This is a genomic window from Frateuria hangzhouensis, from assembly GCF_026410505.1.
GTDB classification, from domain to species: Bacteria; Pseudomonadota; Gammaproteobacteria; order Xanthomonadales; family Rhodanobacteraceae; genus Frateuria_A; species Frateuria_A hangzhouensis.
The window spans coordinates 97,260-110,752 of record NZ_JAPMIU010000011.1; the positions used below are offsets into that span (position 1 = coordinate 97,260).

Sequence of the window (13,493 nt, forward strand, 5' to 3'; positions counted from 1 at the left end):
GGCGGCAATCACACGCTCGGCCGGCTTGCGCATTTCTCGTGTCCGCGCGAGTGCACGCCGATGACACGCTCGCGCCCGGGGCGATGACTGCGAACCGCGAACCCGATGATCCCGACCGCCCGGAACGCGAAGCCGCCCTCGAAGCTGAGAACGCGCGCCTGCGCGCCGCGCTGGTTGCCAGCCAGACCGCGTTGCAGGAAAGCCGCAAACGGCTCGATGGCCTGTTCGCCATGCGCACGCTCGGCGTGACCCTGTGGGCGCCGGACCTCACGCTTACCGACGTGAACGAAGGGTTTCTCCTGATGACCGGCCTGTCCCGCGAGGGGGCGCTGGGCCTGCCATGGCAGCAGCTGACGCCGGAGGAATTCCACGATGTTTCGCGGCACGCCGCCAGGCAGTTGCAGGCCACCGGTGAGAGCACCCCTTACGAAAAACAGTACTTCCGCAAGGACGGCTCGCGCTGGTGGGGTCTGTTCGCCGCGCGCAAGGTCGGCGAGGAGATCATCGGCGTGGTGGTGGACGTCACCGCCCGCCGACAGGTGCAGGAGACGCTGCGCGAAAGCGAGGAGCGGCTGCGCCTGATCGTGCAGGGCGCCCGCGACTACGCCATCCTCACCATCGACGTCCAGGGGCGCATCACCGAATGGCTTCCGGGCGCAGCGGCGATCTTCGGCTGGTCGGCCGAGGAGGTGATCGGCCAATCCGGCGCGGTCATCTTCACGCCCGAGGACCGCGAAGCCGGCCGGCCCGAAAAGGAAATGGCCATAGCCCGCGAACAGGGCGTGGCGCCGGATGTGCGCTGGCACGTGCGGCGGGATGGCTCGCGCGTATTCATCGAAGGGCACCTGGTCGCGCTGCGCAACTCGCTCGGAGAGTTGAGCGGGTACTTCAAGATCGGCCAGGACATCACGCAGCGCTGGATGGCGCAGGAAAAACTCCGCGAGGGCGAAATCGCACTGCGCCACCTCAACGAAACGCTCGAGGCGCAGGTGGACGCGCGCACCGCCGAACTGCGCGACGCCGTGGATGCGCTGCACGCCGAGGCCCTCGATCGCGCACAGACGGAGGATGCACTGCGCCAGGCGCAGAAGATGGAAGCGGTGGGCCAGCTCACCGGCGGCCTGGCGCACGATTTCAACAACCTGCTGGCGGGCATTGTCGGCAGCCTGGATCTGCTGCACCGGCGGGTGAACCAGGGCCGCTACAACGACGTGGACCGCTACCTCGCCGCCGCGCGCGGCGCGGCCGACCGCGCCACGGCGCTGACCCAGCGCCTGCTGGCGTTCTCCCGGCGGCAGACGCTCGAACCGCGGCCGACCGGCCTCGACGCGCTCGTGCACGGCATGACCGAGCTGCTCGGGCGCACCATCGGCCCACACATCGATCTGGAAGTGGCCGGCGCCGACGACCTGTGGACCATCCTGTGCGATCCCAATCAATTGGAGAACGCACTGCTCAACCTTTGCATCAACGCGCGCGACGCCATGGCCGAGGGCGGGCGGTTGACCATTGCCACGGCCAACCGCCACATCGATGCCGCGGCGGCGAAAGAGCTGGACATGGTGCCCGGGCCCTACGTGGCGCTGCACGTGACCGATACCGGCACCGGCATGCCGCCGGAGGTGGTTGCGCGCGCGCTCGACCCGTTCTACACCACCAAACCGCAGGGCCGGGGCACCGGGCTGGGGTTGTCGATGGTGTACGGCTTCGCACGGCAGAGCGGCGGCCAGGTACGAATCGACTCCAGCCCCGGCCGCGGCACCACGGTGACGATCTACCTGCCCCGGCACGAAGGCCGCCCGGAAATGGGCACGCGCGGAAGCGACCCGGCAGACGCGCCGCCGGCCAGCGCCGACGAGTGCGTGCTGGTGGTCGATGACGAACCGACGGTGCGCATGCTGGTCGGCGAGGTGCTGCGCGAGTTTGGCTACACGGCGATCGAAGCCGCCGACGGCGCGTCGGCGCTGCGCGCGCTCGCCTCGCAGGTGCGCGTGGACCTGCTGGTGACCGACGTGGGCCTGCCGGGCGGCATCAACGGGCGGCAGCTGGCCGACGCGGCACGCGTCACGCGCCCGGGACTGAAGGTGCTGTTCATCACCGGCTACGCCGAAAACGCCGCGCTCGGCACGCTGCAGCCGGGCATGCAGGTGATGGCCAAGCCGTTCGCGATGGAGTCGTTGGGATCACGCATCCGCGCCATGCTGGGCGCTGGCACAGATACCGGCGGTTGAGCGGTGCTGCGTTCGCCCCGCCGGCGTCGCTCAGGGAATGGGCCCGGCCGACGGACCGATTCCCAGCTCGAGGCTGAAACCGAACACCGCCAGATCCCCCTGCATGAAATCCAGCGCCGGCGCACGCGCGAAACCCAGCCGCTCGTACATGCCCCAGGCGACCTGCATCGCCCGCGTCGTGTGCAGCACCACGCGCGCGTGGCCGCGCTCGCGCGCCCGAAGAATGCAGGCTTCGGTCAATGCCCGTCCCACGCCCATGCCACGCGCCGCCGGTGCCACGCCGAGCAGGCGGATGCCGGAAGCTTCGGTGAGCGTTCCGGCGATGCCGCCGGAACCGTAGTGCGCCATGTCGCCGAAATACACCACGCCGCCCAGCAGGCGGTCTTCCGTGTCGTGCGCCGCCAGCAGCTGCACCTGCGGCTTGCGGGTGAATTGGCCGATGTTCGCCAGCAGGGCGTAATAGCGCGGCTGCTCGTCCGGGCCGGGAAAACCCTCCAGCCGCGTGTAGACGTCCACCAGCAGTTGCCCCAGCGCGTCGAACTCGTCCGCACGCGCCGCGCCGATGCGCAGCCTGCCACCGCTCACTGGTCGCTCGAGCGCACCAGCGCCAGTCCCGCGGGCGTCAGCTCCAGCACCGGCGCGCCCTCGCAGACGTGCCCGGGACGGCGCACCACGCCTGCCTGCATCAGTCGCCTCACCGCCGCCTCGGGCAGGTCGGCGCCGCGTCCTTCGGCCACGCGGGCCAGATGGACCAGGTCTTCAAGGTCGAGCGGGTCGGTCATGTTCGGCATCCCCGGGGGCAGCGCCCAGTGTGCGCCAGCGGCGTCTTTCGCGCGACGGCGCAAAGGGCCACCAGCCGCGACCGTGGCTCGCGTAGCGATCGGCCGCCCGTTCGAACCGGTTGCGCACGCTCACGCCGCCGCACAGCAGATAAAGCGGCAGGAACAGCGGACCCAGCGCCATGTACTGGTAGACGTGAGCGCGCTCGTGGTCGACGAGCGATACACACGGCTCGACGGCCCATCCCGCGCGATGAGCGTAGGTGTGGCAGGCCACGTCGAGGCTCTCGCCGGTGTGCAGGACCACGTTGCCCAGGGTCAGCGCACCTGGCGCCGGCCATCGCATCCGGGCGAACACCAGCGCCCGCGCGCGCGGTTGCCATCGCATCCGCGCGCCCATCGCCAGGCCGAAGGCGCCGGCGAACAAGCCAAGCAGGGTGTTGGGCGAGGTCCACGCGATGCCAAACACGAGCCATGGCCAGCCCTCGCGCGTCCGCGCGACCGCGGGCCGCTGGCGGGCATGGAAACCTAGCAGGATCCCACCAGCTCGTGCGCGAACGATGTGGCCGCGGCCAGCGCCTGGTCCTCGCTGCCGAAGTGTTCGCCCGGCACCACGCGCAGGGTTCCGTCCGGAAGGCGCACGGTGGCGCTCAGCAGGCCGTCGGGCTGTTCGTTGAGGATCGCCACGAACTGCTTGCCGCTGTCCTCGAAAGTGCGCTCATGGTGAGTGTGCTGCATGGAGGGGCTCCTCGTGGGTGGGGACGGTTCGATCTTGCGGCCGCGGCGCCTCAACGCAAGCAGGCGCGACCGGCCGGATCGGCGGGCACCGCGGTTGCGCCGGCACGGCGTGCTGCGTGCCGGCGACGCCCATGGTGGACGCAGCAGGCATCACGCGAAGATGAATTCGCCTCGGTGTATCGGGAAACGCCACCGGTCGAGCGTGGCCGTTCCAGCCAGCCGCGACACTCACGAGGGGACGCATCCGCGCGGCTCGGGCTACGCGCGTTCGATGCGCGCCGCATAACAGCCCGGCCTGGCGTAATGCGCATGCAAGTAGGCCACGGCGGGGTCGGCGAACATGCGCTCGATCGCGTCTTCCAGGTCGTCGCCCGGCACCAGCCCGGCCTCGACCATCATGTGGTCGCTATCGAAGGCGCGCAGCGAGATCGGGCGGATGCGGATCGCCTCGGGCACCTGGTCGACCACATCGCAGGCCATCGTGGCGCCCTCGCGCACGAAGATCGCGTGGCTGGCACGGAACGGCGTGTCGGCTGGCTGGTGCGTGTAGTTCAGCAGCAGCGCCGTCTCGCCCGGTTGCAGGTCGCGTACCTCGATGCGATCGGGCACGCCCGGCGCGTGCTCGACCACGTGGCGGCGCACGCCGACGGCGGCCAACGCGGCGGCGTCCAGGCCGAACAGGTGACGGAAAGGCTCGGGCGAAAGCCCGCGGATGCGGAAAGCCATGACGTTTACTCCAACTTTCGGTGGAGCAAGCCTGGGCTGGTGGCTCCCACGGCGCCATCCGTTTGTTGCGCCACCACCGGGCGGCCGCCTGGGGCTCCGCATGGCCTGGCGCTCGACGCATCGCTCACGCGCGCTTTCGGACCCCCGGCCAGAATGGCCGCGGATTCCCGCAGGAGAAACGCATGAACACATCCCACCCAGGCAAAGGCAACGGTCCCGACCATGACAAGCGCGCCGGCGGCAGCCCGGGCGAGGAAGTGCCCAAGCATCCCGGCGACACCAATGCCAGCGGCGAGGCGAAGAACGACACCGGCGAGGACAACCAGCGCCAGAAAGGGGAGCGACCGGCCGACGATTACGTGCGCCGCTGACGCCCTCCCGTTGCCGCCCGCCTGCGTTCACGCCAGTCTGAAGCCCAGGCTTCACCACCCGGCGGGCAGCCTTGGCCTTGCCCCGAACTGTCGCGAACGGGGCGCAGCTCTCGGCCTAGGTCATTTTGCCTTTTTCGCATTGCGGCCCAGGAAATCGATCAGCAGTTGGTCGGCAGCCAGATAACGCTGTTCCTTGAGGGCAATCTGCATCATCTGGGCGACTTCCTGGTTGCTCTTTCCGTTCAACGACGCATGCGGCATCCGGGCGGCGCGTTCGGGATCATAGGCATCGGCGACCAGCTTGGCGGCCTGGGGCGACATGCCCATGCCCTGCCACGCCTGTGCCAGGTTGACCCGCAGCTCGTCCAGATTGGCCATCGAGTTGATCCAGGCCTGGTGATTGCCCCAGCCAGCCTCACGCGTGTTGGTCATGGCGTCATGGCTGATGATTTGCTGGGCGAATGCCATTGGCGCGAGCAGCGCCAGCATGGGTACCAAAAACAGAGCTCTGTTCATTACGCTCCCTCCGGTTGCGCCGGCCCTACCCGCCGGCCATTGAACGTCCATACCAACCTTCGCTACCGCACCCCGCAACCGAGCGTAGGCCCATCACGGATCGCTTGCAACGCTTCCCGCCGGCAGGCATCCGGTGCCCCGGCGGTGCCCGGGGCCCGCCTGCAAAACGGCACGTCGTCCGGGCAGAATCGGTAACCGATACCTGCCACAAGGGCTCATCCATGAAACGCCGGGATTTCATCAAGGGCAGCCTGCTGGGCGCCCTCCTCCCCGCCTCGCTGGCGAAGGCTGCCGCAAGCACCGCACGCGAGGCGGATCCCGTCCGTCGGCTCGCCGCGCTGGAGCAGCGCCATGGCGGGCGGCTGGGCGTGGCCATCCTCGATACCGGCGACGGAGGCCGCGTCGCACACCGCGGCAGCGAGCGGTTCCTCATGTGCAGCACGTTCAAGGTGCTGGCGGTGGCCGCGGTGCTGGCGCGGGTCGACCGCGGCGACGAATCGCTCGAGCGGCGCGTCGTGTTCGGACGCGACGTGTTGCTGAGCTACGCGCCGGTGACCCGCCTGCGTACCGGCGCGCCGGGCATGCGCCTGGAGGAACTGTGCGCGGCCGCGATCACCGTCAGCGACAACACCGCAGCGAACCTGCTGCTGGCGGCGCTGGGAGGGCCCACGGCGGTCACTGGCTTCGTGCGCGGCCTGGGCGATCAGGTGACCCGGCTGGACCGCATCGAGCCGGACCTCAATGTCACCCACCCCGGTGACCTGCGCGATACCACCTCACCCGACGCCGCGCTGGACACCCTGCACCGGCTGCTGCTCGGCAACGCGCTCTCGCCCGCGTCGCGGGCGCGGCTGCTGGACTGGATGCGCGGCTGCCTGACCGGCACCGACAAATTGCGCGCCGGCCTGCCGCCGCTCTGGAGCGCCGGCGACAAGACCGGCAGCGGCGCCCAGGGCGAGAGCAACGACGTGGCCATCGTGTTTCCGCCCGACCGCGCGCCGCTGCTGGTTACCGCCTACTACGCCGCGCCCGATGTCGACGCGCGCGTGCGCAGCGAGGTACTCGCCGCGGTCGGCAGGATCGCCGCCGCGAGCTAGCCGCTACTCACCAGCGCGAAATCGATCGCCGCGCAAACGGCCGCCACCTGGGCCTCGTTGCATTGCTCCGCGCTCGCGCGCGGGCTGTCCGGGTAGACCTCGGTGGTGGTCTTGAAACGCGCATTCGTGACGCTGGCGCACAGGCCCAGCTGCGTGAGCGGATAGTTGATCACGCCGGGCGCGACCATTGGCGAGCCGATGATTTGCCCATGGGCGTCGGCCGGCGCGATGTGGGTGACCCCGGCCACAGCCGCGATCACCGCCTGCTGGAAGTCCGCCTGCGGGTTCTCGCTGTCGCCGACCAGGTAGAACCCGTCGGGGATGTCGCCCGGCTCGTAGGCCACGCCGTCGCGCGCAGCCAGCGCCGGGCGGAACTCGGACTCGTCGGTGTCGGTGGTCTCGTGCAGATCGACGTGCACCAGCACGCGGTCGCGCAGCGGCTCGACCAGGCGCATGAGCGCGGCCGATTCCTGCGCCGGGCTGTCCTGATGGAACGAGCGGTTCGGGTCGATCGCGTGCGCATTCCAGCGGTGGATCCGCTCGTAGGCCCACGGGCTGACGCACGGCACGATCATCAGATTGGCGCGACCGGCATAGCGTTGCGCATGGCTGTCGACGAACCGCAGCGCGCCATGCACGCCGCTGGTTTCGTAGCCATGCACGCCGCCGGTCACCAGCACGCAGGGCAGCTCGTCGCGCCACTGGCGGCTCTTGATCGCGAACAGCGGATAGCTGTCGGGCCGGTAATCCAGGCTGCCGTACTGCTCCACGTCGAAGCGCGAACGCAACCCCTCGACCGCCTCCAGCACGTCGATCTGGTAACTGCGCTTGCGGCTCTGTCCGGACAACCAGGTGGCCACTTCCGCGGGCCCCCAGGGCGTGCCGGGCGTACCGATCGGGTAGGTCGCTTGGGTCGTCATCAGGTCGCTCGCTCTGCAGCCGCGGAAGGAAAGCGACGCACTGTATCACCCCGTGGGAATGCGCCCGGACCCGCGATGGCCGCTCCACAGGCGCCCGGCAGCGGGCGGCCAGATCGCGCGGCGCCTGGGCGGGGCCGTGATCGCGTTTACATGGCCGACGGCCGGCGGAGACCTTGCGTTAACCGCCAGGGCACTAACTTGGAGGCAACCGTCACAGGAGCCAAAGCCATGTCCCAGGGCGACAAATCCTCGTATACCGACAAGCAGAAGCGCGAGGCTCACCACATCGAAGAGAGCGAGAAGAAGGAAGGCAAGTCGCAGGACACCGCCGAGCGCATCGCGTGGGCGACGGTGAACAAGCAGGATGGCGGCGGCAAGAAATCCTAGTCCAGCGGTCCGGCCCGCCTATGCGCGGGCTGGACGTGTGGCCGATGATCCTCGGCCGTCGGTGGCAGGACCATCTGCGACATGTCGAAGTGGATCGTCAACACGTGGCCGCCGGCATCGCGCACCGGCCAGGCATGCAGGAACCTCGTGGTCAATCCCGGCAACAGCACGGTTCTGGTCTGGACGCCCTCGATGCGCGTGTACGCGTGCCCATCGAGCCACGCGAGTTCGGCCATGACGAACACCAATGGACCGCCGCGCACCGGTCCGAAGCGCACAGCAGTCTCCGGCTGGCGGCCGTCGCCCGTTGCGTGGGCGGCAAGCGCCACCCCCGGCTCGCGTGGATGGATGGCACAGCCACCCACGAGCATCCATGCAAGCGCGACGACCACGCGTTCTGCACTGATCCAGTCCATCTCACTCCCTTTCGACGAACACACGCGAAACCCAGCGGCGCGGCAGTTCCCCCCGCCCCGTAGCGCTAGCTGCCGATGTATTCGTTGCGACGAAAGCGCAGCGCGGACCAGTCGTCGTCGATCGCCACCTGGCGCACGCTATCGAACCCCAGCCCCCGGATGACGTCCCAGCCGCTCTCCCGGTTGAATTCGCATGCGTACCGCTTCGACGTCTTCTTGGGATAGGCAAACCACAGCACTGCGTCGCCGCGCGCCTTGGCCGCCAGGGCCTCCGATACCGCGTCGAGTTCCGCCTGCCGGGTCACGAATGCCAGCGCAAACGAAACGTCCGATGCCTGGCGCAGATCGCGCAACACAGCCACGCCCTCGAGCGCACGCAGCTCCGTCTCGAAGCTTGCCGGTGCGTCGAGCACCAGGACGGCGGTCTGTTGTTTGAGGTTGAGCTTGGCGAAAACGGATGGCACGGGTTCTCCGGCTGCTTGCGCTGGAATGCAGGCGCCTGGCGAAGGTACTCCATCGAAACGAACCCGACCTGGCCACTTGCAGATAATGCGAATAAATATCATTATCGAAGGCTCGGCACGACACGGAAGCACTCCCTTGGGCAACTTCATGCACCGCTACGGCACGCCGCTCACCGCGGGGCTGTTCCTGGTCTCCACCGTCTCCGGCGTCGCACTCTTCTTCCATTGGGCGCCGCGCACGTTCCACGCCATGCACGAATGGCTCAGCCTCCTGCTGCTGGCGCCCTTCGCCCTGCACCTGTGGAAGAACTGGAAGCCGTTGCTGGCCTACGCCAGGCGCAAAACCCTGCTGATTCCCCTGCTGTTGTGCGTGATCGGCGCGGTGCCGTTCGCGCTGACCGCCGGCAAGGGCCGAGGCGGCAGTCCCTCGTCGCAGACCGTGGCGCTGATGACCCGGGCCAGCCTGGCCGAGCTCGCCCCGATGCTCGGCGCGACTCCCCGGGTGCTGCTGCAGCAGTTGCAAGCGCGAGGCTACAAGGCCACATCCGTGGATCAGACGATCACGGCCATCGCCGCCGCCTCGTCGGTGCGGGCGACCGAAGTGCTTTATTCGATGACCGCGCCTGCCTCTGCGTCCGACAGCAAGGCGTCCGGACGCAACTGACGCGCCGTGCCGCGCTGTTCATGGCGTGCGGCGCCAGGACGGCGGCGCGAATGCCTAGCGGCCGGGCGCCCGGCCCGCGGTAAGCGGCATGGTGGCCGCCAGATCGATCTTCGACATCGACACGGCTGCCTCCATCGCCAGGCGCAGCGCCAGGCCCGGTTCCAGCACCGGCTTGGCGGCCACGATGACTTCCTGCACCGACAGGCTCACTGCCACCGGCCAATGGCCGGGATCGGCGCAGTACCGCGCGAGGATCGGCTGGAGCTCCGGCCACCAGCGCGTGACGTAGCGGACGGGCGTATCGTGCGGCCGGTGCTGCTCGGGCAGGCGCGGGATGCCGAAAGCCGGCGTGCCCACCGCGCCGGCCACGTATTCGAAGATCTCGTCCATGTCCGGCAGGTCGTTGCAGCCTGCCGGCTGCGCGCCGCCGGCGGCGACGCCCCAGACCGAATAGCGCGCATGCACCAGCAGACGGTTGAGCTCATCGCCAAAGAACAGGATGCCGCCCTCGGCGGTTTCGACGCGCACCAGCGCGGCCGCCCCGTCCAACCCCTGCGAAACCGCCGCCGCCCGCGTGGCCGCCTGGCAGGCGTAGCCGGCGAGCCCGCCGAGCGCACACAGCAGCGATTCGACGTGGATGCCCTGCCCGGTCTTCATCGCATCCATGAGCCGCCGCGTGACGGCCTTGGCGGCGACCTTCGCTCCGATCAGCGGATCGGCGCCGCTTTCCTCGGCAATGACGCGCAGCAGGGCTTCTTCCGCCGGATCGGCAGCTTTCGGCGCGACGGGCGCGGCTGCCTGCGGGCTACCGCTTCTGAACCTGGCGAAGAGCTTGCCGATCATCGGCGTCCCTGCGGGGGCCGGGCAACCGAAGGGGCGGGTCCCGGCCCGCCCCTTCGACTACCGCCTGCCTGGTGATGCCGCGGCATCGACCGGCGTGCTTACTTGCCCGAATTGCTGGGCAGCGGCTCCAGGTTGAAGCTGATCGTGGTGACCTTGCCATCCAGGCCCTTGATCACATCGGGCGTCAGGTCGTTGGTCATGTTGCCGCCCAAGACGGAATCGCGGTCCAGCAGCAGGCCGCAATGGTGGCTCTTGTAGGTGCTGGCGACGAGCGGCTCGGCATCCTGGCCGATGCGCTGCATCGCCTTGGTACGGGTCAACTGGATGCGCTGGTTGAGCTCGCCGGCCTGGCCCTGATACGTCTGCACGCGCTTCTGCAGGGCTTCGCCCTGCTGCTTGCGCTGCGCCTCGCTCAACGATTCGGCCTTCTGCTGGAAGCTCTTCAGGTCGGTATCGAGCGGCTTGCGCTGGTTGTCCAGCTGCGTGCGCGCCTGCTGCGCCAACTGGCCCAACCGCTGGCTCGCCGCCTGGCCCACCTTGGACTGTGCGAAGACCGCCTCGCGCGAAAGCAGGCACACACCCGGCACGGCGTTGCCGCCGAGGCTCTCCGCGGCTTGCGCGGCGGACATCGGGACGATGGAAAGGCCGGCCGCGGCGACCAGCGAAGCGACGAGCAGCGAACGATGCAGATTCATGTCGTGGAAATCCTGTCTTGGCTGATGCACATGGTCCGTGGACCCCGGCGGCGGGCCGTCGGTTCCCCAGCATAACCAATCCTTGCCCGCGCCACGCGCAACTCGCGAATGATCGCTACCAGGTAGCCGGCGGCCACAAGCGCGCGCCGTTGGCGCAGACCACAGAAGAGGCATCGGCGGCTACCGTGGACGAAAACCACAGGGAAACCCAGGCACGCCGGGGCTCCGGAAGACATCGTGGAGCGATCGAGTCAGTCCGGCTTGGCTCCCTCGGCCTCATGCACGGTGTCTATGCCAGCCTTGCCGGCCGGCCTGAACCGGCGACTGAACAGCCCCAATACATACGCGACGCCGTACACGCATGCCCACCAGGCCAGGCGCATTTCGATCACCGGCAACACTTCGGCTTTTTTCGCCTGAAAGACGGAAAGCCAAGGCACCGGCATGGGCAGGGCACTGGCACCGGAATCGACAACGGGCGTCACGACAGTGAACACAACGAAGAGCGGAATGCCCGCCCACAGCGCCCGCCGGGGAGACCAACGGCTCTGTACGCCGGCATAGGCGGCAACCAGTGGAGTCGCCACCCATTCCAGGCCCAGGTACGCAACGATCAATAGCCCAAAGCCGAGAACGACCGTGACGACCTGCAGCATTTTCCCCAGCACCAGGCACATGACGGCATAGCCGAAAATCGCCTTGTAGAGGGTCTTCAGCCGTGGCCTATCCATGGAGCCGCCCTGGTTCGATCATCGGCAGGTGAGCCGAGTCCCGCATTATGGGGTGTTCGGCAGCCCGCCGGCGTCAGCTCTTGAGCTTGTACCCGGTGCGAAAGATCCATCCGATGGTGACCAAACAGGCGACGAGGAAACCGGTGATGGCCGCCAGGCTGGCGCCGACGCCGACGTCCGCCAGGTCGTAGAAGCTCCAGCGGAAGCCGCTGACGAGGTAGACCACCGGGTTGAGCAGGGTGATCTTCTGCCACAGCGGCGGCAGCATGTGGATGGAGTAGAAGCTGACGCCGAGGAAGGTCAGCGGCGTGATCACCAGCATCGGGATCACCTGCAGCTTCTCGAAATTGTCCGCCCAGATGCCGATGATGAAGCCGAACAGGCTGAAGGTGATCGCCGTCAGCAGCAGGAACGCGGCCATCAGGAGCGGATGGGCGATGTGGTAGTCCACGAACAGGCGCGCGGTGGCCAGGATGATCACCCCGACGATCACCGACTTGGTCGCCGCCGCCCCCACGTAGCCGGCGATGATCTCCACGAACGACACCGGCGCGGAATGGATCTCGTAGATGGTGCCGGTGAACTTGGGGAAGTAGATGCCGAACGAGGCGTTGGACACGCTCTGCATCAGCAGCGACAGCATGATCAGGCCCGGGATGATGAACGCGCCGTAGCTGACGCCCTCGACCGAGGTGATGCGCGAGCCGATGGCCGAGCCGAACACCACGAAGTAGAGCGAGGTCGAGAGCACCGGCGAGGCGATCGACTGCATCAGCGTGCGCCGCGTGCGGGCCATCTCGAAGTTGTAGATGGCGCGGATGGCATACCAGTTCATCAGCGGCTCCTCACCAGGTCGACGAAGATTTCTTCCAGCGTGTTCTGGCGCGTGCTGATGTCGCGGAAGCGGATGCCCGCCGCGGCCAGGTCGCCAAGCAAGGCGGTGATGCCGGTGTGCTCGGCCTGGGTGTCGTAGGTGTAGGTCAGTTCGCTGCCGTCGGCGGACAACGCCAGCGCATGGGCCGAGAGCGACGGCGGAATCGCCGCCAGTGGATCGTGCAATTGCAGGGTGAGCTCCTTCTTGCCCAACTTGTGCATGAGCGTGGCGGTCTGTTCCACCAGGATCAGCTCGCCCTTGTTGATCACGCCCACGCGATCGGCCATGTCTTCGGCCTCCTCGATGTAGTGCGTGGTCAGGATGATGGTGACGCCGCTGTCGCGCAGCCGCCGCACCAGGTTCCACATGTCGCGCCGCAGTGCCACATCGACGCCGGCGGTGGGCTCGTCCAGGAACAAGACGTTCGGCTCGTGCGCCAGCGCCTTGGCGATCATCACGCGGCGCTTCATGCCGCCGGAGAGGGTCAGGATCTTGTTGTCCCGCTTGTCCCACAGCGAAAGGTCACGCAACACCTGCTCGATGTGCGCCGGCTTGGGAGGCAGGCCGAACAGGCCGCGGCTGAAGCTGGCGGTATTCCACACCGTCTCGAAGGCGTCGGTGGTCAGCTCCTGCGGCACCAGGCCGATGCGCGAGCGGGTGGCGCGGAAATCGCGCACCACGTCGTGGCCGTCCACCGTGATCGAGCCGTTGCCGGGGTTGACGATGCCGCAGATGATGCTGATCAGCGTGGTCTTGCCCGCGCCGTTGGGGCCTAGCAGCGCGAAGATCTCGCCGCGACGGATGCTCAGATCGATCGGCTTGAGCGCCTGGAAGCCGGAGCCGTAGGTCTTGTCCACGCCTTTGACGACGATGATCGGATCGGCCGTCACAGGCGCGGACGCCTCGGTATGCAGCAGGGTCATCGGCGGACACCCCGCCGCGTTGCGCGATGCGTGCTCATGGCGTTCCTTTGGGGATGGGGAGCGATATCGTCCGCGGAGGCCCGCGTCGTCGGGGCATCCTAACGCGAGCTGTCGGTCG

At 68.2% G+C, this 13,493-nt stretch carries 18 protein-coding genes and 1 pseudogene; 5 read left to right on the forward strand and 14 right to left on the reverse strand.

From position 1 onward, the window contains the following. Nucleotides 1-83: 83 nt before the first annotated feature. The gene (locus tag OSC30_RS12760) at nucleotides 84-2,231 is read left to right on the forward strand and encodes a hybrid sensor histidine kinase/response regulator (protein WP_267172242.1); all 2,148 of its coding nucleotides are present in this window, start codon (nucleotides 84-86) and stop codon (nucleotides 2,229-2,231) included. Between the two features lie 30 nt (nucleotides 2,232-2,261). Here the strand turns inward: OSC30_RS12760 and OSC30_RS12765 are convergent, their stop codons facing one another. The 5 genes from OSC30_RS12765 to OSC30_RS12785 form a co-directional block, all read right to left on the reverse strand. Then, a complete protein-coding gene (locus tag OSC30_RS12765; protein WP_267172243.1) occupies nucleotides 2,262-2,816 on the reverse strand; it encodes a GNAT family N-acetyltransferase in 555 nt (184 codons plus the stop codon). Continuing rightward, nucleotides 2,813-3,013 carry a hypothetical protein gene (locus OSC30_RS12770; protein ID WP_267172244.1) on the reverse strand — a complete coding sequence of 67 codons (201 nt, stop codon included), beginning with the start codon at nucleotides 3,011-3,013 and terminating at the stop codon, nucleotides 2,813-2,815. The genes OSC30_RS12765 and OSC30_RS12770 overlap by 4 nt, the downstream gene beginning before the upstream one ends. Then, nucleotides 2,991-3,479 carry a hypothetical protein gene (locus OSC30_RS12775; RefSeq protein WP_425474753.1) on the reverse strand — a complete coding sequence of 163 codons (489 nt, stop codon included), beginning with the start codon at nucleotides 3,477-3,479 and terminating at the stop codon, nucleotides 2,991-2,993. Before OSC30_RS12775 ends, OSC30_RS12770 begins: the two co-directional genes overlap by 23 nt. A gap of 59 nt (nucleotides 3,480-3,538) precedes the next feature. Further along, nucleotides 3,539-3,748 (reverse strand): hypothetical protein, encoded by a 210-nt coding sequence (locus OSC30_RS12780; RefSeq protein WP_267172245.1) that lies wholly within the window; start codon nucleotides 3,746-3,748, stop codon nucleotides 3,539-3,541. A 258-nt stretch (nucleotides 3,749-4,006) separates the two neighbouring features. Next, nucleotides 4,007-4,474 carry a DUF1203 domain-containing protein gene (locus OSC30_RS12785; protein ID WP_267172246.1) on the reverse strand — a complete coding sequence of 156 codons (468 nt, stop codon included), beginning with the start codon at nucleotides 4,472-4,474 and terminating at the stop codon, nucleotides 4,007-4,009. A gap of 182 nt (nucleotides 4,475-4,656) precedes the next feature. Between OSC30_RS12785 and OSC30_RS12790 the strand changes: the two genes are divergently transcribed. Beyond that, nucleotides 4,657-4,845 carry a hypothetical protein gene (locus OSC30_RS12790; protein ID WP_267172247.1) on the forward strand — a complete coding sequence of 63 codons (189 nt, stop codon included), beginning with the start codon at nucleotides 4,657-4,659 and terminating at the stop codon, nucleotides 4,843-4,845. 120 nt (nucleotides 4,846-4,965) lie between these two features. On the opposite strand, the gene OSC30_RS12795 is transcribed toward OSC30_RS12790, so the two are convergent. Then, on the reverse strand, nucleotides 4,966-5,361 hold the full coding sequence (locus OSC30_RS12795; RefSeq protein ID WP_267172248.1) for a hypothetical protein: 396 nt from the start codon (nucleotides 5,359-5,361) through the stop codon (nucleotides 4,966-4,968). A 221-nt stretch (nucleotides 5,362-5,582) separates the two neighbouring features. Here OSC30_RS12795 and bla point away from each other — a divergent pair, with 221 nt between their 5' ends. Further along, nucleotides 5,583-6,458, forward strand: a complete 876-nt coding sequence (gene bla, locus OSC30_RS12800; RefSeq protein WP_267172249.1) for a class A beta-lactamase — start codon at nucleotides 5,583-5,585, stop codon at nucleotides 6,456-6,458. Here the strand turns inward: bla and OSC30_RS12805 are convergent. Then, nucleotides 6,455-7,378, reverse strand: coding sequence for a M14 family metallopeptidase (locus OSC30_RS12805; RefSeq protein ID WP_267172250.1), 924 nt, complete (start codon nucleotides 7,376-7,378; stop codon nucleotides 6,455-6,457). The genes bla and OSC30_RS12805 overlap by 4 nt on opposite strands. Nucleotides 7,379-7,606: 228 nt before the next feature. On the opposite strand from OSC30_RS12805, the pseudogene OSC30_RS12810 reads away from it, so the two are divergent. Then, nucleotides 7,607-7,762, forward strand: a pseudogene (locus tag OSC30_RS12810) (HupB); the annotation flags it as partial. Here the strand turns inward: OSC30_RS12810 and OSC30_RS12815 are convergent. Both OSC30_RS12815 and OSC30_RS12820 read right to left on the reverse strand, forming a co-directional pair. Then, nucleotides 7,762-8,181 (reverse strand): hypothetical protein, encoded by a 420-nt coding sequence (locus OSC30_RS12815; RefSeq protein WP_267172251.1) that lies wholly within the window; start codon nucleotides 8,179-8,181, stop codon nucleotides 7,762-7,764. The pseudogene OSC30_RS12810 and the gene OSC30_RS12815 overlap by 1 nt on opposite strands. Before the next feature lie 65 nt (nucleotides 8,182-8,246). Beyond that, nucleotides 8,247-8,645 (reverse strand): hypothetical protein, encoded by a 399-nt coding sequence (locus OSC30_RS12820; protein WP_267172252.1) that lies wholly within the window; start codon nucleotides 8,643-8,645, stop codon nucleotides 8,247-8,249. 136 nt (nucleotides 8,646-8,781) lie between these two features. Between OSC30_RS12820 and OSC30_RS12825 the strand changes: the two genes are divergently transcribed. After that, nucleotides 8,782-9,309 (forward strand): DUF4405 domain-containing protein, encoded by a 528-nt coding sequence (locus tag OSC30_RS12825; protein ID WP_267172253.1) that lies wholly within the window; start codon nucleotides 8,782-8,784, stop codon nucleotides 9,307-9,309. 54 nt (nucleotides 9,310-9,363) lie between these two features. On the opposite strand, the gene OSC30_RS12830 is transcribed toward OSC30_RS12825, so the two are convergent. The 5 genes from OSC30_RS12830 to OSC30_RS12850 all read right to left on the reverse strand — a co-directional run bounded on the left by OSC30_RS12830 (nucleotide 9,364) and on the right by OSC30_RS12850 (nucleotide 13,375). Further along, the gene (locus tag OSC30_RS12830) at nucleotides 9,364-10,152 is read right to left on the reverse strand and encodes a hypothetical protein (protein WP_267172254.1); all 789 of its coding nucleotides are present in this window, start codon (nucleotides 10,150-10,152) and stop codon (nucleotides 9,364-9,366) included. Nucleotides 10,153-10,250: 98 nt separating this feature from the next. Beyond that, on the reverse strand, nucleotides 10,251-10,847 hold the full coding sequence (locus OSC30_RS12835) for an OmpH/Skp family outer membrane protein (RefSeq protein ID WP_267172255.1): 597 nt from the start codon (nucleotides 10,845-10,847) through the stop codon (nucleotides 10,251-10,253). A 251-nt stretch (nucleotides 10,848-11,098) separates the two neighbouring features. Then, a complete protein-coding gene (locus tag OSC30_RS12840) occupies nucleotides 11,099-11,578 on the reverse strand; it encodes a hypothetical protein (protein ID WP_267172256.1) in 480 nt (159 codons plus the stop codon). Nucleotides 11,579-11,651: 73 nt separating this feature from the next. Then, a complete protein-coding gene (locus OSC30_RS12845; protein WP_267172257.1) occupies nucleotides 11,652-12,413 on the reverse strand; it encodes an ABC transporter permease in 762 nt (253 codons plus the stop codon). Beyond that, the gene (locus tag OSC30_RS12850) at nucleotides 12,413-13,375 is read right to left on the reverse strand and encodes an ABC transporter ATP-binding protein (protein WP_267172258.1); all 963 of its coding nucleotides are present in this window, start codon (nucleotides 13,373-13,375) and stop codon (nucleotides 12,413-12,415) included. The genes OSC30_RS12845 and OSC30_RS12850 overlap by 1 nt, the downstream gene beginning before the upstream one ends. Between the last annotated feature and the right edge of the window lie 118 nt (nucleotides 13,376-13,493).

Coding starts and splice junctions, on each gene's coding strand:
- OSC30_RS12760 (WP_267172242.1), top strand. CDS start 84: ATGACTGCGAACCGCGAACCCGATGATCCCGACCGCCCGGAACGCGAA.
- OSC30_RS12770 (WP_267172244.1), bottom strand. CDS start 3,013: ATGACCGACCCGCTCGACCTTGAAGACCTGGTCCATCTGGCCCGCGTG.
- OSC30_RS12780 (WP_267172245.1), bottom strand. CDS start 3,748: ATGCAGCACACTCACCATGAGCGCACTTTCGAGGACAGCGGCAAGCAG.
- OSC30_RS12785 (WP_267172246.1), bottom strand. CDS start 4,474: ATGGCTTTCCGCATCCGCGGGCTTTCGCCCGAGCCTTTCCGTCACCTG.
- OSC30_RS12790 (WP_267172247.1), top strand. CDS start 4,657: ATGAACACATCCCACCCAGGCAAAGGCAACGGTCCCGACCATGACAAG.
- OSC30_RS12795 (WP_267172248.1), bottom strand. CDS start 5,361: ATGAACAGAGCTCTGTTTTTGGTACCCATGCTGGCGCTGCTCGCGCCA.
- bla (WP_267172249.1), top strand. CDS start 5,583: ATGAAACGCCGGGATTTCATCAAGGGCAGCCTGCTGGGCGCCCTCCTC.
- OSC30_RS12805 (WP_267172250.1), bottom strand. CDS start 7,378: ATGACGACCCAAGCGACCTACCCGATCGGTACGCCCGGCACGCCCTGG.
- OSC30_RS12815 (WP_267172251.1), bottom strand. CDS start 8,181: ATGGACTGGATCAGTGCAGAACGCGTGGTCGTCGCGCTTGCATGGATG.
- OSC30_RS12830 (WP_267172254.1), bottom strand. CDS start 10,152: ATGATCGGCAAGCTCTTCGCCAGGTTCAGAAGCGGTAGCCCGCAGGCA.
- OSC30_RS12835 (WP_267172255.1), bottom strand. CDS start 10,847: ATGAATCTGCATCGTTCGCTGCTCGTCGCTTCGCTGGTCGCCGCGGCC.
- OSC30_RS12840 (WP_267172256.1), bottom strand. CDS start 11,578: ATGGATAGGCCACGGCTGAAGACCCTCTACAAGGCGATTTTCGGCTAT.
- OSC30_RS12845 (WP_267172257.1), bottom strand. CDS start 12,413: ATGAACTGGTATGCCATCCGCGCCATCTACAACTTCGAGATGGCCCGC.
- OSC30_RS12850 (WP_267172258.1), bottom strand. CDS start 13,375: ATGACCCTGCTGCATACCGAGGCGTCCGCGCCTGTGACGGCCGATCCG.